Below are 23,634 nucleotides of genomic sequence, written 5' to 3'. Positions count from 1 at the left end.
GCGGTTGGATCCGGTCCGACCGACCTGCGGGCGGAGGGGATGCAGTAATGGCGCATTCGTTGGACCTGCCGATGCTCGCGGCGCGGCGCAGCGTGCGTGGCCAGATCGCCCACGCCCTGCGCGCGGCCCTCGTCGCCGGCGAGATGCGCCCCGGCGAGATCTACTCCGCCCCCGCGCTGGCCGCCCAGTTCGGCGTGTCGCCCACGCCCGTCCGTGAGGCGATGCTGGACCTGGTCAAGGAGGGCCTGGTCGAGACGGTACCCAACAAGGGTTTCCGGCCCACCGAGCTCACCGACGAGGAACTGGACAACATCACCGAGATCCGGCAGCTTCTCGAGGTGCCGACGACCATCCGGGCGGCCGCCGTCGCGACGGCCGACGACCTGGCCCGACTGCGGCCGATGGCGCAACGGATCGTCGAGGCGGCGCAGGAGAAGGACCTGATCGCGTACATCGAACACGACCGGGTGTTCCACCTGGAACTGCTCGCGCTGGCCGGCAACGCGAACCTCGTCTCGCTCGTCGGCGAGTTGCGGTCCCGGACGAGGCTGTACGGCCTCACCCGGCTCGCCGCCAACGGCGAACTTGCCTCCTCGGCGGCCGAACACCTCCAGATGCTCGACCTCATCGCGGCCAACGACCGGCGCGGCCTCGAACGGCTGATGAATGCCCACATCGGCCACGTGCGCGGCAGCTGGGCCGGCCGCGAGGAACGCCCACGCCGGCCTCGGTCGCGCACCCGATGAGCGCGACCCACCCGCTGAGTGTCGTCAACGCCGCCATCTTCGACGGCGTCTCGGCCGAGCTGGCCGAGGGTGTGATCCACATCCAGGACGGCGTCATCGTGGCGGTCGACGACGCCACCCGCCCGGCCGGTGAGGTGCTCGACGCGCGCGGTGGCACGGTCATCCCCGGCCTCATCGACGCCCACTTCCACGCCTACGGCACGGAACTGGATCTGATCGCGCTGGAGTCCAGCCCGCTCAGCTACCTCTCGCTGGCCGGGGCCCGCCGACTCGCCGCCGCCCTCGGCCGAGGGTTCACCACCGTCCGCGACGTGGCGGGTGGGGATCCCGGTCTGGCGCGGGCCGTCGCCGAGGGTCTCGTCGCGGCGCCGCGCTACCTCTACACCGGACCGGCGCTGTCGCAGACCGGCGGGCACGGCGATCCCCGCCCGGGTGATCGGGACCTGTGCGCCGGCGGCGCGCACCTGGCCGAGATCGTCGACGGGGTCGACGCACTGCGCCGCGCCGTCCGGGACCGTTTCCGCCGGGGCGCGCACGCCATCAAGATCATGGCCTCCGGCGGGGTGGTCTCGCCGACCGACCCGATCCGGGTGCCGCAGTATTCGGCGGCGGAGATCCAGGCGGTGACCGACGAGGCCACCCGGCGCGGCAGCTACGTCGCCGCCCACGCCTACTCGCCGGAGGCGATCGCGCACGCCGTGACGAACGGCGTACGCACCATCGAACACGGCAACCTGCTGGACGCGCCCACCGCCGCCCTCATGGCGGAGCGCGGTGCCTTCCTCGTGCCCACGCTGGCCGCGTACGACGCCATGGACCGGCGCGGCGATCAGGTCGGGCTCTCCCCGATCGGACAGGCGAAGAACCGCGAGGTGCTGGCCGCCGGCCGGCGGGCGATCGAGCTGGCCCGGGCGGCCGGCGTTCCGATCGGCTTCGGCACCGATCTGATGGGCAGGCTGGAGGACGAGCAACTCACCGGGCTGCGGCTGCAGGTCGAGGTCGAAGGGGCGCTCGAGACCCTGCGTTCCGCGACGTCCGTCAACGCCGAGCTGATCGGCCGGCCAGACCTGGGCCGCATCGCCGTGGGCGCGCGCGCCGACCTGGTGATCCTGCCCGGCAATCCGTTCGAGGACCCGTCGATCCTGTGGGCGCACCCACCACACCGCACGGTCGTCAAGGATGGGTGCGTAGTGCGCTGACGGCTCGGGCGAGTCGGCGCACACCCTCGTCAAGAACGCGTCGTACCCGAGTCTCCGGCCCAGGACGCGACGGTCCCGGGCCGGAGAGTGCCGCGGCTGCGGTCCTTGCCGATCAGACGAAGTTCACGTCGCTGCACCACATGTACGTCTGGTCCTGGTGCGATGCCTGCCAGATGACGAAGAGGATGTGGTGTCCGGTGTAGCCGGAGGTCGAAACGTTGAACGTGATGTTCTGCGCCGGCGCGTATCTTCCGGTCTGCGTGATGAAGTCGAGGTTCCCCCAACCGAGGCTCTGGGTGGTTGGGTTGAACCCGTTCTTGCTCACATAGACCCGGAAGTAGTCAGCACCGTGGCTGGCCTGATCGTACAGCTGTACCGAGAAGTTGCGGCTGATGTTGCTCGTCTTCCACGCGCCGGGCCGGTTCAGGCTGTCGTTCCTCGACAGGGCGTTGCTGCACAGCTGCCCGTCGGGAGTGCGGGCTTGGAACTGCCCGCCGAGGCCGTCCCGCAGCGCGCTCATCCAGTTCCACATGGTGTCGGCGTTGGCCTGAAACGCCTGCCAGCACATGGGGTCTTGTTGCTGCATGGCCGGGTCGGTGTGGTTGTTTCCCCAGGTCTGCCAGCACTTGTAGGCGCGACTTGGCGGGCTGACGATGGTGCCGTGGGCTTGGGCTGCGCCGCTCCAGGGCAGCACGCCCACCAGCATGGTGAGCAGCAGGACGAGCGCTCGAGCGGGCTGGCGGAGGGCTGACCGGGATCGCCGGCCGGATTGATCGGGCTGGGGTGAACGCACTGTGCATCCTCCATTCTTGGGTGCTCGGGATCGCCATGGGAGCGCTTCCAGCAGGATGGCATCTATGGGCATGGATATCAATAGGCGTCTATTATGCTGGGATGGGTCGAGTTGGTCGGAGATCATCCGATGTCCGCGGCTGCCGAGCCCGCCGCCGGCCGATCTCCAGGACGGGAAGGGTGTCGGCGCTGCGGGTTACGGTCGCGTCGTGACGACTGTGCTGGACGACCCCGACGAAATCGTTGCAGCGTTGCGAGGGACGGTGCTGGACGGGCTTCCGATCGAGGAAGGACTCGGCGAGACGTGGGTGGTCACCGGCATCGAGCCGACCCAGCTCCTTCCCGCCTGGCGGGCAGCACGGGCCGCCACTCCCGAGACCGGCCGGTGGCCCGTCCTCACCAGCGTCGACGAGCAATGGCACGACGCGACCAGGGAGGAGATCGAAGCGCTGGACCGGGCGGCCCGGACGGTCGACCCGTGGACCGTCTTCCGCCGCCGGGGCACAGACGACCCGCGGTTGGGCCGGGAGGATCTGCACCTGTGGCTGCCCGACGGGCTCGGCGAGGATTTCGCTCGGAGGGTTGCCCGGGACGTGACCTTGCCTGCGACGCGGCTGGCGGTCGAGCGCCGAACGTGGGAGCGACTGCTGGGCGACCCCGACGCCATCGAACGGGGTTGGCGCAGAGCTGCGTCGCTCGTCGGCACCCGGAACTGGTACACGCCGGTGGAGGGGATTCAGCTCGTGCTGCTGCCGACCCCGACGCAGTGGTTGGCCCCAGCCTGGCTCAGCTACTTCGGCGCCCTGAGACCACAGGGCACGGAGGGACTCGCCGCAGCGATTCGGCATTGGGAACAGCGGTGGGACGCCGAACTGGTGGCGTCCTGGGGAACGATGTTGCAGTTCGTCGTCGGACGGCGGCCGGCCCTGGGCGAGCAGGCGTGGCAGCTCGCCCGCCAGCTCCTGGCCCTGGGCGGCAGTCTCGATTCGGGCCGCTGGGAGCTCGCGCTCGCCGTGACCCGCAGCGACGCCTGGTTCCTGCACGACCGCCCCTGAGCGGGGCCACCGGGAGCGCGGCGGCCCTCGCCAGGCCGAGCGGGCGCGGGCGAGGGCCGCCGACGAGGTCAGGCCGGCAGGCGCCAGACCTGGTTGGCGCCGCCGAAGCAGTCCCAGATCTGCAGTCGGGTGCCGTCGGCGGAGCTGTTGTCGGTGGCGTCCAGGCACTTGTTCGACTGCGGGTTACGCAGGGTGCCGTTGGACTGGGCCTGCCAGACCTGGGCGCCGGTGCCGTTGCACTCCCAGAGCTGGACCTTCGCCCCGTTGGCGGTGGAGCCGCTGGCCACATCCATGCACTTGCCCAGCGCGCGGAGCGTGCCGTCGGTGGCCACGGTCCAGTTCTGCGCGCCGGTCCCGTTGCAGGTGTAGAGCTGGATGGCGGTGCCGTTGGCGGTGCCGGCCGCGGCGACGTCGACGCACTTGCCGGCGATGCCGGTGATCGGGCCGGTCCGCCCGCCAGGCGGCGGTGTGCCGCCCATGACCGTGTCGTAGATCGCGCTGACCAGCGAGGTCGATCCGGTGGTGTCCTGGGAAAGTTCCCAGTTCATCATTCCGCCGGCGTTGGCCAGCGCCCACTGGGTCTTGCGCTTGACAGTGGGTACGCCGTTGTAGCACTGCTGCGCGCCACCGGCCGTGGTGCAGTCCCGGTTGGCGTTGGCCGGGTCCATCCCGACCAGGGCGGAGTACGTGTAGTAGCCGGGCCGGCTGTAGAAGGGCACGCCGAGAACCGCCTTGCCGGCGGGCAGGCCGCGCGACTTCCACCCGTTCACGCTGTTGACCGACCAGTCGTAGTTGGCGTGTGGGCTGCCACCGTCGTACGCCATGATGTTCAGCCAGTCGACGTAGCCGAACACCGCTGTCGGTACGCCCTGCACGTAGTAGCCCTCGGAGACGACGGCGGCGGTGAGCAGCTTGCCGCGGCTGTGCAGCGCGCTGCTCAGCTGCTGCATCAACAGGGAGTAGTTGTTGGCCGAGGCGCCCGGGTCGGGGTACTCCCAGTCGATGTCGACGCCGTCGAGGTTGTACTGGTTGACGAAGTTGACCACGTTGGTGACGAACGCGCCGCGGGCGCCGGAGTTGGCGGCGAGGGCCTCGAACGCGGAGTCGTCGCCGTCGTTCCAGCCGCCGATCGCGATCGACACCTTGACGTTGTTGGCATGTCCGAGCGACACCAGCGAGGAGAGCTTGCTGGTGTTGTCGACCGGGCGCAGGCTGCCGTCGCTGTTGGGCAGCGCGAACGCGTAGTTGATGTGGGTGAGCTTGCCGTACTGGACGGTGTTGACGCTGCCGCTCCAGGACGGAAGGTAACCGACGCTCTTGAAGTTGTTGGGCAGGAGCGCGGCGTCGGCGGCGGTCGGGGTGAGGGCGAGGGTGGCGCCGGCGGTGGCCAGTGCGATCAGGCCGGCGGCCAGGACGGAACGGCGGTGGGGGCGTGGTGAGGACATCGAGGGCCTTCCCGTTGGTGGGTCGCGGCACCGTGTCACCCGGGCCGGCGCTGGACGGGCCAGCCACCGGGCCGGGCGTACGGGTGGGCAACGTGCTCTTCCTCGAGGTAGGCCAAATATTAAAGAGCCTTAACTAAGCCGTCAATGATGTCTTTCGATGCACGACGCCGTCGAGTTGATCAAGGTCGGCTCTCCTCGGCTAGGCTGCCGCGATGAGCGCACCGTCCCGGATCCTGGTCTACGGCGTGTACGGTGCCGGCAAGTCCACCCTCGCGGCACGGTTGGCCGAGCGCCTCGGGTTGCCCTGGTATCCGGTCGACGACCTGCTCTGGGAACCCGGCTGGGTGGAGGTGCCGGTCGCGCGCCAGCGCAACCGGATCGAGGGAATCTGCCGACGGGACCGCTGGATCCTCGACGGCGCGTACCACGGGTGGCGGGATGTTCCGCTCTCGCGCGCCGACCTGGTGGTCGGCCTCGACTACCCGAGGTGGCGCTCGTTCTGGCGGCTGCTGCGCCGCACCGCGCGCCGGCTGGCGACGGGGGAGGAGATCTGCAACGGCAACCGTGAGTCGCTGGGCAGCGTGCTGTCCCGGGACTCGATTCTGCTCTGGCACGTCCTGGCGTTCGGGCGCGCGCGGCGCCGGATGCGGGCGTGGCAGGCAGACCCGCACGGCCCGAAGGTGCTGCTGTTCCGCTCCCCGGCGGCCCTGGACCGCTGGCTGGCCGGGCTGCCCCGCCGCTGAGAGCCACGACCACCTCTGCGTGGTTCATCCCGGTTACGGACCGCGCTCCGCCCCCTGTTCCTGCCCGCCGATTTCGCACAGGACGAATTGCGGTCCGTAATCGTGCGGTCGCAGTTTCGGGTTTACGCCCACTACCCTTCACGCGGTACTCCGGAAGGCCGGCCGCCGGCGCGAAAACCGCGGCTGGTCGCGTTGCCCTGAACAGGTTCCCCGACAATGCCCCCGATGCGTGCGAAGCGGCGTGGAGAGACATGACGAAGAAGATGCGAGGTTTGGCCGCCGGCCTACTCGTCGTCCTTTCGATCGCGACGATCACAGGTCGAATTGCCGGTGCGTGGCCGTTCGCACTCAACCCGGCGGCGGCGTGGTCCAGACTCGGATCTGTGTCCGACCCAGATCTGGCGAACAACGGTCCTGCGGCCACGGCGGCCGAGCTGTTCAACGGGACGGCGACCCTGTCCCGGCCGAGTGGGTCCCCGTTTCCCGACACCATCGGCGGCCACGCAGAGACAACCTCGGTCATCTGGAACGGGCAGTACCTGATGTATTACCGCACCTTCGTCAGCCCGGCGGGGGATGCGTGCTCCATCCCACAGGGCGTGGCGATGGCGACGTCGAACGACGGCGGGACCACGTGGACGCCGCTGAACGGAGGACGTCCGCTGCCTGCCCTGCAGACCGTTCAGCAGGGTCAGAGTTGCCGCTTCGACGACAGCGTCGAAAGCACCTGGGTGTACGCGCCGGACGTCATCGTCGACGGAGACCGCCTCGTGATGGTGTTCGAGCAGCGGGACCACGACCCGAACTACGCCGGCCCGGGGCAGGGACGGAGCCTGCACTCCGTCCGCTACGTCACCAGCACCGACGGGCGCGACTGGTCGAACAGCAAGCTCCTGCTCAGCCCCGGAACGGTCGGCGCGTGGGACGACGAGATCGGGACGCCCGACATCGAAAAGGACGGGACCGGCTACCTTCTGACCTTCCACGGCCACGATGCGACCGGGCGGATGAACCAGCTGCGCGGGGTGGTCCACCTCGACACGCTGGACCGTGAATACACCGGCGTCCGCCAGAAGATCAACCTGTCGCCGACCCCGGAGTGGGCCAACTACGGAGTCGGCAAGGCGGACATGACCCGCGAGCCCGACGGCTACTGGTACATCATCTTCGAGGCCTTCTCGGGAGCCAGTGGCGAGTGCGGTCGTACGGACACCAGGACGGTGGTCGGCATCGCGCGGAGCACCGACGCCGTGACCTGGTCGGTGGCACCGAACCCGTTGATCGAGGGGCGGGACGGGCTCAGCTGCGGTTACGACATGCCCTCCTGGCAACTCCTCGGCGACGTGCGCGGCATCGTCACCCCGAACGATCCGCCGGAGGGCGGCAGCCTGGTCCGCTGGAACATCGTCGGCAAGCCGTAGGTCCTCCTGACGCATTTCCGGCCTCCGGCGGATTCGAGGTAGCACTGATCCACCATTGGCACGGGCGGCCTATGCTTCGGAAATCGGTGACATCTCCCCGGTTCAAGGAGAAGCGATGGGCTCTCGGGTTCCCGTCGTCGGGCTGGTCACGGCCGGACTGCTTGGCCGCTGCCGCATCGGCGTGGTCGTCATGCCGGGCCACCAGCGACGACCCGGCCAGCGGTAGTGGGCGCTGCGACCGCGGGTTGTCCCGCCCGGGCGACAGCCTCCCACCGTCGCCGCCGGCGCGGGTGGTTCTGACATGCTCGGAGTGCTCGTCCCGATCGAGGCGGCCGTACAGGATGGACGGTACGACGAGGCTCTGCGCCATCTCGCGGACGTGCCGCCGGACGTGCCGTTGCCCGTGGCGCTGGCCTGGCGGCTCGGCGTGCTGCTGCACCAACGAGGGCGGTTCGACGCGGCCGACGCCTGCTACCGGCGCGCGGCCGTCGACACCACGGACCAGCATCAGCCATCGGCGTTGGCGGACCGGGCCCAGGTGCTCGCCGGCTGGGCGGCGACCCGCTGGGCCAAGGGCGATCAGGTGCGGACCCGGCAACTCGCCGAGGAGGCGGTCCGGGTCGCGGAGCGGAGCGGGGACGACTCCGCGGTGGCGGCGGCGTATGTGGCCCAGGCGCTGGCTGCGTTCGGCGCCGGTGATCGAGCCGACAACGAGCACGCGTACGCGCGGGCGCTCGCGGCGGCCGAACGAGCCGGTGACTTCGGCCAGCAACTCCGGATCCGGTGCAACATCGGCTCACGGCTGGTGGAGGAGGGACGCTACCTGCCGGCCGTCGAGGAGCTCCGCGAGGCGGTCCGGCTCGGCGAGCTGCTCGGGCAGCACACGCTGCTCGCGCTGGCGTTGCACAACCGGGCGGAGGCCTGGCTGGGGCTGGGCGAGTTGCGTCGCGCGCGTAGCGACGCGGACGAGGCCCTGGCCCTCTGGCAGCGCGCCGGGTCGCCGCTGGCGGCCTTCGGGTTGACGCTGACCGCCCGGGTGCATCGCGTGCGTGGCGCGGCCCGCCAGGCGGTGGCCGCCTACCACGCGGCGCTGGCGATGGGCGAGCCGGACGGCAACGCACAGGTGCTGGTCGAGGCCTGCGCGGGGCTCGCCCGGATCAGCTACACCGACAACCGGGCGGCGGCCGCACAGTACGCCGAGCGTGCCCTGTCCATGCCCAGCGCCGCCGGACCCACGGTCGCCGAACTCGCCGCCGGCTGGGTCGCACTCTGCTCCGACGATCCACAGACCGCTCTGCGGTACGGCGAACAGGTCCGGTCAGAGGCGGGCCGTCGCCGGGACGCCGCGGGCCTGGCCGAGGCCATGGAGCTCGCCGCGCTCGCCGCCCACCGGGCCAGCCCCGAGGCGACCGCCAACCGGGCGATCCGCCGGCTCCTCGCCAGCCTGGTCGAAGCCGCGGCGATCTGGGCCGAACTCGGCAACGAGTTCGCGCTCGCCACCAACGCCGTACTGCAGGCGCGTCTCTCCGGCGACCGGGTGGCGGAGGAGATCGCCTACGAACGGCTGAATCAGATCGGCGTACAGGAAGGCGCCTGGCAGATCGCCGGCCCGTTGGCGGCGATCGGCCCGGCGCCGGTCCCCGAGGTCGAGGTGCAAACCCTGGGCGACTTCACCGTACGGCTGGCCGGGACACTCGTGCCGGTGGGCAGCTGGCAGTCCCGCAAGGCGCGGGATCTGCTCAAGATGGTGGCCGGGAAGCTCGGGAAGCCGGTTGCCCGAGAGGCCCTGGCCACCGCACTGTGGCCGGAGGCCCGAGGCGAGGTGGCCCTGCGCCGCCTGTCGGTGCTGATCTCGACGGTCCGAGGCGTACTCGATCCGGACCGGCGGCATCCGGCGGACCGCTACCTCGCCACCGACCCGGCGACCGTGCGGATCAACCCGGCGTACGTCGCGGTGGACGCGTTGCGCTTCCACGACGCGGCCCGTGCGGCCATCGCGGCGGACGGCGCGAGCCCGGCGACGGCCCGGCGGGACGGCGGCCCGAGCCCGGCGGACGCCGCGAAAGGCGGCGGCATCCCGGTGGACGGCGAGGTACGGCTCCTGCGGCGCCTGGAGGCGGTGGTGGCCATGTACACCGGCGATCTCTGCGACGACGGGGAGACCAACGGAGACTGGGTCCGGCAGCCCCGGGCCGTCCTGGCGGACCTGCATCGCGAAGCGATCCACCGGCTCGCCCGGCGGTGTCTGCGATCGGATCGCACCGAGGCGGCGATCGGTTGGTACCTGCGGCTGACGGGTGAGGACGGCTACGACGAGCCGGCCCACCTGGGGCTGATCAGCGCGTTGTCCGCCGCCGGGCGACACGGCGAGGCCAACCGCCGCTACCAGGGGTACGTCGCGCAGATGCGGGAGATAGACGTCGAGCCGGCACCCTTCCCGCTGCCCGCGCGGCCCGCCTGAACGATTCCTGAACGGCCCCCGAAGACCGCCGATCAGACTCCTCAGGTGAACGGACGGGGCGTCGCTGTCGGCAACGGACTGCCGGCACCTGCCCGTGCCTTCAGGAGGGTCGGACGTATGCGGGCGGTCAGCTCGCTCTCGTCAGAGGGGGATCGATGACACGGATTCGGGGAAGTGCCGCCGCACTGGCGCTCGGGCTGCTGTTGACGGGCTGCGGGCCCGACAACTCGGCGCCGGCGGCGAGCGGCGCCGGCGGGGCCGGCGCCACGGCCGCGTCCGCTCAGGCCGACGACGGGGGCGCGACCGGTCAGGCGGACGACGGGGGCGCGAAAAGCCAGGAGAAGGCGGGCGGCGGCGGTCGCTGGTGCGACGCGGTGAAGGCCTTCACCGACTCCGTGGACCCCCTGTTCGCGGCGGACGCGGCCGACCACAAGGCCGATGTGAAACAGGCGCAGGCCCGGCTGAAGGAGCTGAAGTCGGCGGCGCCGGCCGAGATCAGGACCCAGGTGATGGCGCTCGGCGAGTTCTACGCCGCGGTCATCGACAGCACGGGTAAGAGCATGGTGGAGGATCCCGCGGCCTACGCCCGAGTCGGGTCGACCGCCAAGAAGCTCGAAACGGCGATGCCGCCGGTGTCGGACTACACCGTGAAGCACTGCCCCGGGCTCGCCAAGCAGCTCCCGACGGGGGACCAGTGACCGGGCGGCGGGGTGTCGGCCGGTGGCTGCTCGTGCCGTCGGCCACGGTGCTGCTGCTCGCGGCGTCGGCGTGCGGACGATCCGCGGAGCCGTCCCCGGCGGCGGACGCCGACCGTGACACGTCGGTGACCGCGCCCGCGGAACCCACGGGTGAGGCCGTCTCGTCGGCCGTACCCGACAAGCCGGCACCGGAGGCGTGTGACCTGGTGACCGACCAGGAGGCGGTCGCGCTGGCCGGGCTCAAGCTCGAGCCCAAGCGGGCCGGCGAGCAGAGCTGCACGTGGACGGCGCCGGCCACCGGCCCGACCGGCCAGGTGGAGGTCTACGTCGGCGACGGTGCGAAGAAGATGCTCGACATCGAGCGCCAACTGGGACACGAGATGGAGACGCTGTCCGGGGTCGGCGACGAGGCGTACCTGGACACGCAGGCGAGTGAGGTCTTCGTCCAGAAGACGGGCACCTGGGTCGCGCTCCGCCTGGTGAAGCTCAACGACCCGAAGGAGAACCACAAACCCCTGAAGGACCTGATCCAGGTGGTGGCTGGCCGGCTGTGAACGGGGTGGCGGCGAACATGCGCGGGCGCAGGTGGACGACGCTCGGACTGGTCGTGGTCCTGCTGACCGCCGGGTGCGGAAAGCTCGGTCCCGGCGACGACGCCACGACCGACGATCGGTACGGGTACGCCCCGAAGCCGGACCGTTCCGTGGTCTACCAGCCGGATGTGGTGATCGTGGAAGGCGGCAGCAGGGCCATCCGGTCGGTGAGCAAGGACGGCTTCACCTACGTGATCGACGGTGGCGCCCGAGGAATCAAGGACGTCGCGCCCGGTAAGATCATGTTCGCCACGAGCGAGGCGGTCGGCCGGGTGGTGAGGATCGAGCGGTCGGGCCGCGACAAGGCGGTCACCCTGGCGCCGGTGCGGCTGACCGATGTGGTGCGGGACGGCCATTTCAAGATCGACCAACCGTTGGACGTCGAGGCGCAGACCTTCGGCCCGCTGCCCGACCTGCTCGGGGAGGTCGTCGACGAGGCTTCGTCCGGCGCGACACCGGTCGTGCCGGACGCCGCTCAGGCAACCGGACTCGGGGTGAACGCCATCGGCGCGGGCGACTTCCGGCTCGCCGTGCCGCCGATCGTTCTCGCGCCGGCACCCGAGCCGGGAGCGCGGGGGGCCAAGAGCCTCAAGCAGAAGGTCGGCGACTGGGACGTGGAGGCGTACAAGGACCGGTCGAAGCTGGGGCTGACCGCCTCGCACTCGACAGCGGTGAAGCGTCTCAAGGTCGACTTCGACATCCAACTGCTGCTCCGGAACCTCCGGGCGTGGGGGGACATCCGGGTGACCCACGGCGTGATCCCCAACCCGCAGTTCCGAATCGACGGGGTCGAGGGCCTCGCCATCACCATCGCCGCCGGCGCCGAAGGCGGGTTGGAGGACAACAAGAAGGCGAAGATCGAGCTTCCCATCGAGGTGAAGCAGCCCATCATCATCGGAGGATTCCCGGCGACCCTCAAGCAGACGTTCAAGTTCCTCGTCACCACGGGCTTCTCGGCGAAGAACGGCAACATCAAGGCCACCGGCAAGTGGGGGCTCGACGGGCCGATCGGCTACGTCCAGTCGACCGTCCTCACGCCCACCTTCTCCGTGCAGGACAGCATCGTGAAGTCCATCCGTGGCGTCTCGATCGGCGTCGAGGGGATCGTCGTGGCCGCGGAGTTCCGCTTCGGACTCATGCTCGGGCTGCCGGTCGCCGGCGCCGGGCCGTTCGTCGGCATCGTGGCGTCGATCGGGGTGACCAACGGATCGGCGGCCGGCCGGATCGGCCTGCCACTACCCGTGGGGCCGGGAGTGAAGTGCCGGGGCTCCACGCTGGTCCTCACCGTGCGGGCGGGCGAGGGCATCAGCCTGTCGGAGCCGCTGACCAAGGCGATCGAGTACGTGCTGAAGGTCAGCATCCCCAAGGAGGCCGACCTCATCAAGAAGGACATCGTCAACCGGACGGTCGTGGAGCCCGACGTACCCCTGTGCCGGGATTGACACCACGCGCGGCCCCGTCCACCGGCGGGGCCGCGCCACACGGCGCGTTGCCCGCGCCCCGCCGAGGCCGTCGACACGCGGCGAGACTGGCAGCACGAGCCCCCGACCCGGATCATCCATCACAGACAACCGGTGTACGCCGTGGACCTGTGCGTGGCCGGCGGCCGGACGGCCGGGTGCGGCTCGGCGGGAGCGAAGTGAGGCATCGTGGGGGAGCGCCGGAGGTCAGCGCGGTGGCGGGTGGTGGCGTGCTCCGCCGTTGCCGCGTGTGTCATGGCACCGGCCGGCGCGGCGGTGGCGGGAGCGTCGCCGAGCCCCTCGTCCGAGGGCGGGGTGCCGGTGTGCCGGGTGCGCGACAGCCGGCTCACCGAGATCTCCGGACTGGCCGCCACCCGGAGTGGCTTCGTCGTGGTCAACGACAGCGCCGACGAGGAGCCCCGGCGGCGGATCTTCTTTCTCGACACCGACTGCCGGGTGGTGCGGACGCTGCGGTATCCGTCGCGGCCGCGCGACACGGAGGACCTGGCTCTCGGGCCGGACGGCACGATCTGGATCGCCGACGTCGGCGACAACCGGCGCTCCCGGGAGACCATCGGCGTGTGGCGGCTCGCGCCGGGCGGTGCCCGGCCGTTGCTGCACCGGCTGACCTACCCCGACGGGCCGCACGACGCGGAGGCGCTCCTGCTGACCGCCGACGGCCGGCCTCTGATCGTCACGAAACAGGGCGGCGCGGCGGGCATCTACGCCCCGACCCGCGAGCTGGTGCCGGGCGGTACGGTGCCGATGGAGCGCCGCGGGCAGGTGCGGCTTCCCGGCACGAACACGAGCAACCCGTTCGGCTTCCTCGGTCGCGCGGTCGTCACCGGGGCCGCCACCGCGCCGGACGGGCGGCGGGTGGTGCTGCGCACGTACGCCGACGCGTTCGAGTTCGACGTCCCCGACGGCGATGTGGTCGGCGCGCTGACCTCCGGGACCCCACGGATCATCCCGCTGCCCGACGAGCCGCAGGGCGAGTCCATCGCCTACACCCCGGACGGCCGTTTTCTGCTCACCGTCTCGGAAACCGCGGATCAGCCGGCGGGCACCCGGCCCACCATCCTCCGGTACCCGGCGCCCCGCGTCCCAACGGCCCAGACGTCGCAACCCGCCAGATCGTCACGACCGGCCACGGCGTCGCAACCGACGGCGGTCACGGCGTCGCCGGCCGCCGCCGGCTCCCGCCACGGTGAGGGCTTTGCGGGCGTACTCGGAGTGCTGGTACTGGTGGGCGCGGTTCTGGTCGGCGCGGGCCTGCTCGGGACGGCCAGGTCCCGCCGGACCGGGCGCTAGCGAAGCGGCGCCGGGTCCGAACCGGACCCGGCGCCTTCCGTTCCGGCGGTCAGCTGGAGAGGTTCCGTACGGTGTTGTACAGATCCGCCACCTGGTTGCCGTAGTACGGCGAGAACATGTACTGCGGGAGGTCGTTGTACTTGAAGTCGTTGTGCCCGTTGAGGTAGCCCCAGTTGCCGTCGAACGACATCAGCCAACCGCCGCCGGACGAGCCACCGGTCATGTAGTTGACCATGTAGATGGTGCCGCCACCGCCGTCGTAGGTGGCGCCGTTCTCCGCGGTGAGCACCTCACCGTTGAACGGGGACGCCGCCGGGTAGCCGAAGGCGTAGTCGGACTGGCCGATCGGGTAGTTCCAGGCGATGCCCTGGCCGCCGAGGTAGTCGGTGATCCGCTGGCCGCTGTTGCGGGCCATCACCGCCGAGCCGACGTCGTTGGCGAAGTCGTTGTTGTTGTTGAACCAGGCCGTGGTCGTCCAGAGCTGGGTGGCGTACCACACGCCGTAGGGGGCCGAACCGTTGGCGTAGTTCGGGACGAAGGCCCAGTTGCTCGCCCACGCCCGGTTGCCGGTGAGGCAGTGACCCGCGGTCCACACCTCGGACTTGCCCTCGGTGTTCACGATGGTCGCCGAGCACACGTAGTTGCCGCCGCTGAGGGTGAAGAAGACCTTGCCGGAGGTGCGGGCCACCGGGTGGCCGACCGGGTAGTTGGGGTAGTAGGCCTGCGTCGACAGGTCGGACGGCGCGACGGTGGACCCGTTCGCCTTCGGCTCGACGGCGGGCGCGGCCGGTGCGACACCGCCGGACGGGCCCTGCGGACGGGTGGCGCTCGTCGCCAGGTTCCGGGTGCTGTCGGCGAGCGCCGCCTTCACCGACGGGAGTTCGGTGTCCGGCTTGGCGGCCCTCATCCGGGCCGGGGTCCAGTACGCGGCCAGGGCCCGCTGCCGGGCGTCGGTGTCGTTGCCCGCGACGGTGCGAGCCAGCTCCGGGCTGAGCTGCGCGGGACTTCCGATGACGGCACTGGTCGACGCGGTGGGCGTGGTCGGGGCGGCGGTCGCGGTGCCCGCTGTGGCCAGCGTCGCCGCGGTCATCACCGCGACGGCGGCGAGGCCGCGCAGCAGTCTTGTGGACATGTTCCCTACCTTCCGGATAGCGGATCGGGACCCGAATACTGCCGAAGGATCCATTGACCGTCATCAGCGGAAGCTCTGTTGAGCAGATGGAGGAAAGTGTGGCCGAAGACCACACATTGATAAATATGAATGATGCGTGTGCGGGGCTTGGCGTTGAGCTCGCGGGAAAACGCTGACGGGAATTGTGCGGAGATGCCTTTCGCCCGCTGGGGAATCGCCCCGACGGGACGGCGCACACCGGCCCGGACGGCTCGGAAGCCGTCCGGGCCGGCGGCGCGGATCAGAAGCCGAGGGCCGCGCGGCCGCCGACGACCGGCAGTGTGAGGCGACTCGCGCCGGGCTGAACGGTCAGCCGGGTGCCGCCGAGGGGCAGCAGCGTGTATTCCTGGTCGCTGGAGAAGACGACCACCCCGATACGGTGCCCTGCCGCGAAGACGTAGTCCTTCGGTTGCAGGGTCCATCGGTAGTCGTACATCACGCCCTGCTTGACCGCGGTCGTGTGCGACCAGCCGGTCCGGTTCTGCGGATCCATCCAGCCCCGGGTCACCACGAACGGCGCCGCGGTCGAGCCGGGCGCGCCGTAGTCGACCAGGTAGACGGAGAGGTTCGCGTCGGCGCGGTTCTCGATCGACAGGCGCAGCCGCATCTCGGGCCGTCCGGACAGGCGTACGTCGTGGGTCAGCACCGGCGAGTGGTAGACCAGCCGGTGGTCGCTGGCCGCGTCGGGACCGGCCACCAGGGTGGCCGGGCCGGTCGTGCGGCCCTCGTCCACGAAGGACTGCCGCACGCGCGGATCCGAGTTGCCGGCGGTCGTCAGCCCACCGGGTTCGGTCGGGCTGTCGGCGGTCAGCCGCAGCGTCACCTCGCGCGCGTCCGGGTCCGGCCAGTTGGCGTACGTGGTGTAGGCACGGTTCTCCCGCTGCAGGACCGCGGTCGGCTCGTCCATGATGCCGTTCCGCACGCCCCACAGCCAGTAGTCGAACCAGCGGTTCTCGGTCTCCTTGTAGGTCCACGCCTGCCCACCGGGCAGGGTCACCGTCGCCGAGTTACCCGGGCCGCCGTGGCCACCCTGGTGCAGCCAGATCTTGCGCGGCACCTTGGCCGCGGCGAGTCGGTCCCACCAGCCGGCGAAGTTCTCCGTCTTCACGTTCCAGTCGTTGAGCCCGTGCACAACGAAGACGCTGGCCTTGATGTTCTTGACGCCGGGCAGATAGTCCCGCGCCCGCCAGAATTCGCTGTAGTCCCCGGTGGCCCGGTCCTGTTCCGCGGTCAGCTGTGCGATCTCGTCGGCGCACCTGCCCTCGGCGCGCGCCCGGCCGGCGGTGTACTGCGCCAGGATGTCGACGTCCTCGCCCTGGTAGGTGCCCGGCGCCACCACCAGCCCGTTGGCCCGGTAGTAGTCGTACCAGTTGCTGATCGCGGAGACCGGGATGATGGTCTTCAGGTTTTCGACGCCGGTCGTGGCCACCATGTTGGGCAGCGTCCCGTTGTACGACACGCCGGTCATGCCCACCGCTCCGGTGGTCCAGTCGGCGGTGACCGGGTCACCGGCGGCGTTGAACGCCCGTGCCCGTCCGCCCAGCCAGTCGATGACGGCCTTCGCGCCGAGCGTTTCCGCCATGTCGCCACTGGTCGGACAGCCGTCGGAGTCCGCGGTGCCGATGCTCTGCCCGAGCACGACCGCGTACCCGCGCGGGACGTAGTAGTCGTCGAGGGATCCGGGCAGGTTGGCCTTGGCCTGCTGGATCCCGACCGGCGCTGCCCCGGCGCGCAGCTGCCTGGTCAGCCCGGTCTGCGGCAGCTCGTCCACCAGCACGCTCGGGTATGGCACGTCGTTCCAGGTGCCCTGACGGTAGGGGCTGTGCTCGAAGACGACCGGGACCTTCAGGCCCTGCGTGGCGGTCTCCCGAGGGCGGGAGATGTCGGCGACGATCCGGTCGAGCACGCCGTCGTGGTCGGTGTCGAGCGGCGTCTCGACCCACACCCGTTCCTCGATGGCGTCCGCGAGGGAGAACACCGGTTGGGTGACCCCGTCGCTGACGACGATGCCGGGTGGTGCCGCCGGTGCGGCGCCGGCCGGTGCCGCAGGTACGGCCAGGGCGGTCGTGATGGCGAGAGTGGCGGCGAAGAGGGCGCGGTAGCGCGGTGGATGCATGGATTCCTCCCGTGGCGGGGGTGGTCCGGAGTTGACCATGCTAGTTGCGCCACTTGTCGCGGTCGATGGCCGGCGATCACGATTGCCATCGAGGGCGCCCTGAACGCCCACGGTGCGTGACTCTGCGTGGGCCCGGCGTGATTGTCGGCGCGTTTTCTTGACTCATTCCAGAAAAGTAGCCAGACTCTGGGACGTGGCCACGCCCCTGGACTTCCAGCAGATGCTGCGCGAGGCCGCGTTGCGCGTGACCCGTCCCCGGGTGGCGGTGCTGAACGCGGTGCACGCGCAGCCGCACGCCGACACCGACTCGATCATCGGCGTGGTGCGACGAGATCTCCCCACGGTCTCCCGCCAGGCCGTGTACGACGTCCTGCGGGTGCTGACCGTCGCGGGTCTGCTGCGGCGCATCGAGCCGCCCGGCTCCGTGGCGCGCTACGAGTCGCGGGTCGGGGACAACCACCACCACGTCGTGTGCCGGTCGTGCGGCGTCATCGCCGACGTCAACTGTGCCGTCGGCGAGGCGCCCTGCCTGACCGCGTCCGACGACCACGGCTTCTCGATCGACGAGGCCGAGGTCGTCTACTGGGGCACCTGCCCCGTTTGTTGTGCCATAGCCAATTCCTGACCATTCGGTGCCTCACGTCACGGAAGGAATCTGATGTCCGAGAACCACGACGCCGTTGTCCACGACGCGACCGCAGGGAGCGAGTCCCGCTGCCCGGTCGCGCACGGGCGCGCCCCGCACCCGACCCAGGGCGGGGGTAACCGCGGCTGGTGGCCGAACCAGCTCAACCTGAAGATCCTCGCCAAGAACCCCGTTGTGGCCAACCCGCTCGGTGAGCGGTTCAGCTACGCCGAGGCGTTCAAGAGCCTCGACCTCGCCGCGGTGAAGCAGGACATCGCGGAGGTTCTGACGACCTCGCAGGACTGGTGGCCGGCCGACTTCGGCAACTACGGCCCGCTCATGATCCGGATGGCGTGGCACAGCGCGGGCACCTACCGGATCAGCGACGGTCGCGGCGGCGCCGGGGCCGGTCAGCAGCGCTTCGCGCCGCTCAACAGCTGGCCGGACAACGGGAACCTCGACAAGGCGCGCCGTCTGCTGTGGCCGGTGAAGAAGAAGTACGGCCAGCGGATCTCCTGGGCCGACCTCATGGTCCTCGCCGGCAACGTGGCCCTGGAGTCCATGGGCTTCACGACCTTCGGCTTCGCCGGTGGCCGCGAGGACGTCTGGGAGCCCGACGAGGACGTCTACTGGGGACCGGAGACCACCTGGCTCGGCGACCAGCGCTACACCGGCGAGCGGGATCTGGAGAACCCGCTCGCCGCGGTGCAGATGGGCCTCATCTATGTGAACCCCGAGGGGCCGAACGGCACCCCGGATCCGCTGGCCTCCGCCCGGGACATCCGCGAGACGTTCCGCCGGATGGCGATGAACGACGAGGAGACCGTCGCGCTCATCGCCGGCGGCCACACCTTCGGCAAGACCCACGGCGCCGGCCCCGCCGACCACGTCGGCCCCGAGCCCGAGGGCGCCCCGCTGGAGGAGCAGGGGCTGGGCTGGAAGAGCACCTTCGGCACCGGCAAGGGCGCCGACACCATCACCAGCGGGATCGAGGTCACCTGGACCTACCACCCGACCCGGTGGGACAACGAGTTCTTCCACATCCTCTTCGCGTACGAGTGGGAGCTGATGCAGTCGCCGGCCGGCGCGCACCAGTGGCGCCCCAAGAACGGTGCCGGCGCCGACATGGTGCCCGAGGCGCACGACCCCGCCAAGCGCCGCGAACCGCGGATGCTGACGAGCGACATCGCACTGCGGGTCGACCCGGTCTACGAGCAGATCTCGCGGCGCTTCCTGGAAAACCCGGACGAGTTCGCGGACGCCTTCGCCCGCGCCTGGTTCAAGCTGACCCACCGCGACATGGGACCGGTCGCCCGCTACCTCGGCCCGGAGGTCCCGGCCGAGACGCTGCTCTGGCAGGACCCCCTGCCGCCGGTGACGCACAAGCTCATCGACGCCGCGGACGTCGCCGCCCTCAAGGGCCAGATCCTCGCCTCGGAGCTGACCGTTGCCGAGCTGGTCTCCACCGCGTGGGCGTCGGCCTCGACGTTCCGCGGCAGTGACAAGCGCGGCGGTGCCAACGGGGCACGCATCCGCCTCGCCCCGCAGAACGGGTGGGAGGTCAACCAGCCCGACGAGCTGGCCCGGGTGCTGCACACCCTGGAGGAGATCCAGAAGGCGTTCAACGCCGAGCAGACCGGGGGCAAGCAGGTCTCGCTCGCGGACCTGATCGTGCTCGGCGGCTCCGCTGCCGTGGAGCAGGCCGCCAGGAACGCCGGCCACACCGTCGACGTCCCCTTCACGCCGGGCCGTACGGACGCCTCGTCAGAGCAGACCGACGCGGAGTCCTTCGCCGCGCTCGAGCCGGCCGCGGACGGGTTCCGCAACTACCTCGGCAAGGGCCACCGTCTGCCGGCCGAGTTCCTCCTGGTGGATCGGGCTAACCTGCTGACCCTGAGCGCGCCCGAGATGACGGTCCTCGTCGGCGGTCTCCGCGTCCTGGGCGCGAACCACCAGCGGTCGTCGCTGGGCGTCCTCACCGCGGCCCCCGAAACGCTGACCAACGACTTCTTCGTCAACCTGCTCGACCTGGGCACGACGTGGACGGCGACGTCCGAGGACGCGAACACCTTCGAGGCGCGTGACCCCGCCACCGGCGAGGTCAAGTGGACCGGCAGCCGCGTCGACCTCGTCTTCGGGTCGAACTCGGAACTACGCGCCCTCGCGGAGGTCTACGCGAGCGACGACGCGCGGGACAAGTTCGCGCGGGACTTCGTCGACGCGTGGGTCAAGGTGATGAACCTCGACCGGTTCGACCTCGTGTGATCCCGCCGTCCGGGCCGGCCCACAGAGGGCCGGCCCGGACGACCGGGCCGGCCACGACACCGGCCAGCCCCCGGCGCTGGCCGCGTTGGATCAGAGCCAGTTGCGGCGTTTGAAGATGAGGTAGAGGCCAGTGCACACGAGGCCCATGAGGACGACCGCGAACAGGTACCCGAAGTGCCACTTCAGCTCGGGCATGTGTTCGAAGTTCATCCCGTAGACGGTGCCGATGAGGGTGGGGGCGAACAGGATCGCGGCCCACGAGGAGATCTTCTTGATCTCCTCGTTCTGCTCGTAGCTGGCGGCGGTGAGGCTGCGCATCTCCTCGTTCTGCTGCTGGTTCACCAGGGTGGCGTTGACGGTGAGGATGTTCTGCAGCAGGTGCCGGAACCCGTCGACGCGCTCGACGACCTGGGTGAGGTGGTCGGCGACATCGCGCAGATACCGTTGCAGCTCCTCCTCGGTGCCATACTTTGCGAAGCCGATGCTGAGGGCGTTCAGCACGCCGAGGAGAGGGCGGGCGGCCCGCTGGAACTCGATCACCTCGCGGCTGAGCTCGTAGATTCGGCGGCTCACCTTCGGGTCGCCACCGAAGACCTCGGTCTCGATCTCGTCGATGTCGTTCTCCAGGCCGGAGACGACGGGCGCGTAACCGTCGACGACCTGATCGAGGATCGCGTACAGCACGGCCTCCGGGCCGCGCGCGAGCATCTCGGGCTCGGCTTCCATCCGCCGCCGGACGGCGGCGAGGTCGGGCGCCTCACCGTGCCGGACGGTGATGACGAAGCCGGGTCCGATGAACAGGTGCAGCTCGCTGAACTCGACCTCTTCGCGTTCGTCGTCGTAGCGGGCGGCGCGCAGCACCACGAAGAGGGTGTCGCCGTAGCGTTCGAGTTTGGGCCGCTGGTGGGCGGTGATGGCGTCCTCGACGGCCAGGTGGTGCAGCTTGAACTCGTCCGCCAGGGAGGCGATCTGGTCGGCGTTGGCCCGGTAGAGCCCGATCCAGGCCATCGCCTCGTCCTGCTCGTGCAGACACTGGTAGGTCTCGGCAAGGCTGATCGGGGAGGCGTACCGGTGGCCGCGGGTGTAGACGGCGCTGTCGATGAGCCGGCTGTCCGGAGGGGCGATGGCAGCGGCGGCCACGTCCGGGGCCGGCTCGTCGGTAGCGGGCCGATCGATGCGTGCCCGACGGCGGCTCAGACCGGTGGGCAGCGGGAACGTGCGGCGCTTCGCGGGCATGCGGGTCTCCCTCAGGGCGGATGGAGAGGGGTCACGCCCCGGCAGTCCGCCGCCGGCACCAGCTGGCTAGGCGGCGGTCGCGGGGGTGGTGGGGCTCGGGATGCTGGTGGTACTGGGGGGATCACTGCCCATCGCGTACCACCTCCCTCCGCCGCACGCCTTCGTGCGCCGCAGTCTACCCGCACGGCCCGGACCGCACTGTGGTTGCCGCTTGACGTGTACCCGCAGGCCGGGCCGGTAGGCACCGCGTATGGTCCGGGTGGTGGAACATCTCCGTCGGCGGTCACCAGCGGTGCCCACGCCGAGCCTCGGTGCGCCGGCTGAGCGGCCCGGGGCCGGCCCGATCTTCCTACCGGCCCCGTCGAGCCGCACCGGCGCCCAGCAGTGACGAAGTGTGCGTCGTCTCCCGTCAGGTGGTCGCCCCGCCGCGCCCGGCGGACACCCGTGCGGCACCCTGGGCCACCAGCCAGGGCAGGTGGCCGACCCGCCCGCGCGCGCCGCCGACGACCCGCACCACCACCGTGCTGTCGCCGACCCGCATGACGACCTGCTCGCCGGACGTGTACGCCCCGTCGCCGATACCGGACAGCTCCTGCCCCCGGGCGTTGAGCCGCCAGATCCACCGTCCCGGCGCCCCGCCCACCACCTGGATGATCAGGACGGGCTGGCCGTCGCTGGCCGAACAGAACTGGGCACCGGCCAGTGGCCCCGGCAGGTCGAGCCGTTCGGCGGCCCGGACCGGCAGGGCCAGCGCCTGCCCGACCTCCTCGGAAGTGAAGAGCTCCGTCGGTGGCGCAGCCGGATCGGTCGGTCCGGGCCCGCCGCCTCCCCTCGGCAGCGCCAGCCCATCGGTGGTGTCGGCCCCGACCGGCTCCGTCAACAGTCGCGACCGGCCCTGACCGACCACCGACACGCTGACCACCCGCCGGGTCCAGGGCCGCACCCGGATCGTCACGGTGTCGCCGTCGTGGCAGCCGGCCGCCCACTGGCTGGGCAATCCCCAGGCGGTGGTCCGGTCACCGGTGCCGTCGTCCACCGCCAGGTAGTGCAGCCAGGGCCGGGACGGCTGGTTGTCGCGCTGCGCGGTCGAGCGCCACACCTCCAACCAGAGCACCTCGCCGGTGATGATGCGCTCGGCGGCGAGGTCGGCGAGGCCGCGCACCAGTCGGTAACCCCCGGACACCAGCAACAGCAGCGCCACGGCGACGACGCCGTCGGCCACGAAGGCCAGCACCCGGTCCGTCTGGTCGGTTGTGGACGGCACGAGGTCGACGGAGCCGCCGAACACCTTCAACAGGAAGGCGCCGACCACGATGCTGATCACGGCGGGCAGCAACAGCCTCGGCACCGTCCGGCCGTAGCGGGCGAAGAAGCGCGGGTAGCGCACCCGTACCCGGTGCCACGTGCCGCCGAACGACGACCAGACCAGCGACCGGTCGCCCATCCCGAGGTCCAGGACAGCGCTGGCCAGGCGGGTCGCACCGACGGCAGCGCCGTAGCCCAGATAGCGGTCCCAGATCGCCACCGCGGCCGGCGGCAACTCGTCGAACTGCTCGTGCCCGCGCAGCCAGGCGCGCACGCCGAGCCACCGCGCCGCCACCTGCCGGCCGAGGGCCGTGTCGCGCTCGCCGGGGGAGGCCCCGGCGATGGCGGTGAGCACCGCGAACGTGACGATGCCGGCGGCGAGACCAGGATTGTCGTCCTCCTGGTGCCAGATGCCGTAGTGCAGGACGGCGACACCGACGGCCACCCCGGCGACCACCGCGGCGGCGACCAGGAGGGTGGTCACCGCCGGACCGAAGCGACGCCGGGACAGTCCGGCCGCCCGGGCATCCGCGACGACCTGCGCGCGCAGCCGCTTGTTCCACGCCCTGGCCTGCGCCTGGTTCCGAAAGGTCAGCGCGGTGAGCGGCACCACGCCGTTGACCGCGAGCCCACGCACCCGGTCGAGCACCCGGCGCTCGTACGGCCGCAGCCCGCCGTCGTCCGGCGGCGCCGCCGGCAGGTGCAGGGTGGTCTGCATCGGGTCGTTGCCCGGCTGGCGCAGTTCGACGAAGCCACGGGCGGCGAGGTCGAGCAGCGTCGACTCGGCCGCGTCCTCGGTGACCGACCAGCGGTTGACCAGCAGGCTGACCACGGCGGGCGCTTCGGAACCGAGCTCCGGAGTGGCCGGCGCGGGCGCCGGACCGGCCGGTCTGGTGACCAGCCGAACGAGGCCGTAGACAAGGAACCAGCCGGTGAGCGCGACCGCGCTCACTGCCAGGTCGAGGAGCAGGCGCCGGTCCATCACCGTGCTC

General features: G+C 70.9%; 18 protein-coding genes. 12 read left to right on the top strand and 6 right to left on the bottom strand.

Annotated features, from left to right (window positions below; all coding sequences use genetic code 11):
• Nucleotides 1-47 precede the first annotated feature (47 nt).
• Both ACIRG9_RS16130 and ACIRG9_RS16125 read left to right on the top strand, forming a co-directional pair.
• A complete protein-coding gene (locus tag ACIRG9_RS16130; protein ID WP_402855810.1) occupies nucleotides 48-746 on the top strand; it encodes a GntR family transcriptional regulator in 699 nt (232 codons plus the stop codon).
• The gene (locus ACIRG9_RS16125) at nucleotides 743-1,945 is read left to right on the top strand and encodes an amidohydrolase family protein (RefSeq protein ID WP_402855807.1); all 1,203 of its coding nucleotides are present in this window, start codon (nucleotides 743-745) and stop codon (nucleotides 1,943-1,945) included. The genes ACIRG9_RS16130 and ACIRG9_RS16125 overlap by 4 nt, the downstream gene beginning before the upstream one ends.
• A gap of 112 nt (nucleotides 1,946-2,057) precedes the next feature.
• On the opposite strand, the gene ACIRG9_RS16120 is transcribed toward ACIRG9_RS16125, so the two are convergent.
• Nucleotides 2,058-2,738, bottom strand: a complete 681-nt coding sequence (locus tag ACIRG9_RS16120; protein ID WP_402855804.1) for a lytic polysaccharide monooxygenase — start codon at nucleotides 2,736-2,738, stop codon at nucleotides 2,058-2,060.
• Nucleotides 2,739-2,946: 208 nt separating this feature from the next.
• On the opposite strand from ACIRG9_RS16120, the gene ACIRG9_RS16115 reads away from it, so the two are divergent.
• A complete protein-coding gene (locus ACIRG9_RS16115; RefSeq protein ID WP_402855801.1) occupies nucleotides 2,947-3,792 on the top strand; it encodes a DUF4253 domain-containing protein in 846 nt (281 codons plus the stop codon).
• Nucleotides 3,793-3,860: 68 nt separating this feature from the next.
• Here the strand turns inward: ACIRG9_RS16115 and ACIRG9_RS16110 are convergent, their stop codons facing one another.
• Nucleotides 3,861-5,237 (bottom strand): glycosyl hydrolase family 18 protein, encoded by a 1,377-nt coding sequence (locus ACIRG9_RS16110; RefSeq protein ID WP_402855798.1) that lies wholly within the window; start codon nucleotides 5,235-5,237, stop codon nucleotides 3,861-3,863.
• Nucleotides 5,238-5,449: 212 nt separating this feature from the next.
• Between ACIRG9_RS16110 and ACIRG9_RS16105 the strand changes: the two genes are divergently transcribed.
• The 7 genes from ACIRG9_RS16105 to ACIRG9_RS16075 all read left to right on the top strand — a co-directional run bounded on the left by ACIRG9_RS16105 (nucleotide 5,450) and on the right by ACIRG9_RS16075 (nucleotide 13,924).
• The gene (locus ACIRG9_RS16105; protein ID WP_402855795.1) at nucleotides 5,450-5,980 is read left to right on the top strand and encodes an adenylate kinase; all 531 of its coding nucleotides are present in this window, start codon (nucleotides 5,450-5,452) and stop codon (nucleotides 5,978-5,980) included.
• Between the two features lie 383 nt (nucleotides 5,981-6,363).
• Nucleotides 6,364-7,401: a hypothetical protein gene (locus tag ACIRG9_RS16100; RefSeq protein ID WP_402855792.1), complete on the top strand. Its 1,038-nt coding sequence runs from the start codon at nucleotides 6,364-6,366 to the stop codon at nucleotides 7,399-7,401.
• 301 nt (nucleotides 7,402-7,702) lie between these two features.
• A complete protein-coding gene (locus ACIRG9_RS16095; RefSeq protein ID WP_402855789.1) occupies nucleotides 7,703-9,862 on the top strand; it encodes a BTAD domain-containing putative transcriptional regulator in 2,160 nt (719 codons plus the stop codon).
• 155 nt (nucleotides 9,863-10,017) lie between these two features.
• Nucleotides 10,018-10,560: a hypothetical protein gene (locus ACIRG9_RS16090; protein ID WP_402855786.1), complete on the top strand. Its 543-nt coding sequence runs from the start codon at nucleotides 10,018-10,020 to the stop codon at nucleotides 10,558-10,560.
• Entirely contained in the window at nucleotides 10,557-11,114 is a 558-nt protein-coding gene (locus ACIRG9_RS16085) for a hypothetical protein (protein WP_402855783.1), read from the top strand. The genes ACIRG9_RS16090 and ACIRG9_RS16085 overlap by 4 nt, the downstream gene beginning before the upstream one ends.
• A 17-nt stretch (nucleotides 11,115-11,131) precedes the next feature.
• Nucleotides 11,132-12,595 (top strand): hypothetical protein, encoded by a 1,464-nt coding sequence (locus tag ACIRG9_RS16080; RefSeq protein WP_402855780.1) that lies wholly within the window; start codon nucleotides 11,132-11,134, stop codon nucleotides 12,593-12,595.
• 273 nt (nucleotides 12,596-12,868) lie between these two features.
• Nucleotides 12,869-13,924, top strand: a complete 1,056-nt coding sequence (locus ACIRG9_RS16075) for a hypothetical protein (protein WP_402855777.1) — start codon at nucleotides 12,869-12,871, stop codon at nucleotides 13,922-13,924.
• Between the two features lie 49 nt (nucleotides 13,925-13,973).
• On the opposite strand, the gene ACIRG9_RS16070 is transcribed toward ACIRG9_RS16075, so the two are convergent.
• Together ACIRG9_RS16070 and ACIRG9_RS16065 are read right to left on the bottom strand one after the other, a co-directional pair.
• Nucleotides 13,974-15,056: a trypsin-like serine peptidase gene (locus ACIRG9_RS16070; protein WP_402855774.1), complete on the bottom strand. Its 1,083-nt coding sequence runs from the start codon at nucleotides 15,054-15,056 to the stop codon at nucleotides 13,974-13,976.
• A 280-nt stretch (nucleotides 15,057-15,336) separates the two neighbouring features.
• Nucleotides 15,337-17,211, bottom strand: coding sequence for a Xaa-Pro dipeptidyl-peptidase (locus ACIRG9_RS16065; RefSeq protein WP_402855771.1), 1,875 nt, complete (start codon nucleotides 17,209-17,211; stop codon nucleotides 15,337-15,339).
• Between the two features lie 220 nt (nucleotides 17,212-17,431).
• Between ACIRG9_RS16065 and ACIRG9_RS16060 the strand changes: the two genes are divergently transcribed.
• Both ACIRG9_RS16060 and katG read left to right on the top strand, forming a co-directional pair.
• The gene (locus ACIRG9_RS16060) at nucleotides 17,432-17,836 is read left to right on the top strand and encodes a Fur family transcriptional regulator (protein WP_402856087.1); all 405 of its coding nucleotides are present in this window, start codon (nucleotides 17,432-17,434) and stop codon (nucleotides 17,834-17,836) included.
• Nucleotides 17,837-17,869: 33 nt separating this feature from the next.
• On the top strand, nucleotides 17,870-20,101 hold the full coding sequence (gene katG / locus ACIRG9_RS16055; protein ID WP_402855768.1) for a catalase/peroxidase HPI: 2,232 nt from the start codon (nucleotides 17,870-17,872) through the stop codon (nucleotides 20,099-20,101).
• A 90-nt stretch (nucleotides 20,102-20,191) separates the two neighbouring features.
• Here the strand turns inward: katG and corA are convergent, their stop codons facing one another.
• Nucleotides 20,192-21,337, bottom strand: a complete 1,146-nt coding sequence (corA, locus tag ACIRG9_RS16050; RefSeq protein WP_402855765.1) for a magnesium/cobalt transporter CorA — start codon at nucleotides 21,335-21,337, stop codon at nucleotides 20,192-20,194.
• Nucleotides 21,338-21,746: 409 nt separating this feature from the next.
• The gene (locus ACIRG9_RS16045) at nucleotides 21,747-23,624 is read right to left on the bottom strand and encodes a DUF2207 family protein (protein ID WP_402855763.1); all 1,878 of its coding nucleotides are present in this window, start codon (nucleotides 23,622-23,624) and stop codon (nucleotides 21,747-21,749) included.
• Nucleotides 23,625-23,634 lie beyond the last annotated feature (10 nt).

Source organism: Micromonospora sp. NPDC093277, assembly GCF_044765245.1.
Lineage (GTDB): Bacteria > Actinomycetota > Actinomycetes > Mycobacteriales > Micromonosporaceae > Micromonospora.
This window is presented reverse-complemented; position numbering and strand designations above follow the sequence as displayed.

Bases quoted from the DNA above. Each gene is read 5' to 3' on its own strand.
- ACIRG9_RS16130 (WP_402855810.1), top strand. From the start codon at position 48: ATGGCGCATTCGTTGGACCTGCCGATGCTCGCGGCGCGGCGCAGCGTG.
- ACIRG9_RS16125 (WP_402855807.1), top strand. From the start codon at position 743: ATGAGCGCGACCCACCCGCTGAGTGTCGTCAACGCCGCCATCTTCGAC.
- ACIRG9_RS16110 (WP_402855798.1), bottom strand. From the start codon at position 5,237: ATGTCCTCACCACGCCCCCACCGCCGTTCCGTCCTGGCCGCCGGCCTG.
- ACIRG9_RS16105 (WP_402855795.1), top strand. From the start codon at position 5,450: ATGAGCGCACCGTCCCGGATCCTGGTCTACGGCGTGTACGGTGCCGGC.
- ACIRG9_RS16095 (WP_402855789.1), top strand. From the start codon at position 7,703: ATGCTCGGAGTGCTCGTCCCGATCGAGGCGGCCGTACAGGATGGACGG.
- ACIRG9_RS16090 (WP_402855786.1), top strand. From the start codon at position 10,018: ATGACACGGATTCGGGGAAGTGCCGCCGCACTGGCGCTCGGGCTGCTG.
- ACIRG9_RS16080 (WP_402855780.1), top strand. From the start codon at position 11,132: ATGCGCGGGCGCAGGTGGACGACGCTCGGACTGGTCGTGGTCCTGCTG.
- ACIRG9_RS16075 (WP_402855777.1), top strand. From the start codon at position 12,869: ATGGCACCGGCCGGCGCGGCGGTGGCGGGAGCGTCGCCGAGCCCCTCG.
- ACIRG9_RS16070 (WP_402855774.1), bottom strand. From the start codon at position 15,056: ATGTCCACAAGACTGCTGCGCGGCCTCGCCGCCGTCGCGGTGATGACC.
- ACIRG9_RS16065 (WP_402855771.1), bottom strand. From the start codon at position 17,211: ATGCATCCACCGCGCTACCGCGCCCTCTTCGCCGCCACTCTCGCCATC.
- ACIRG9_RS16060 (WP_402856087.1), top strand. From the start codon at position 17,432: ATGCTGCGCGAGGCCGCGTTGCGCGTGACCCGTCCCCGGGTGGCGGTG.
- katG (WP_402855768.1), top strand. From the start codon at position 17,870: ATGTCCGAGAACCACGACGCCGTTGTCCACGACGCGACCGCAGGGAGC.
- corA (WP_402855765.1), bottom strand. From the start codon at position 21,337: ATGCCCGCGAAGCGCCGCACGTTCCCGCTGCCCACCGGTCTGAGCCGC.
- ACIRG9_RS16045 (WP_402855763.1), bottom strand. From the start codon at position 23,624: ATGGACCGGCGCCTGCTCCTCGACCTGGCAGTGAGCGCGGTCGCGCTC.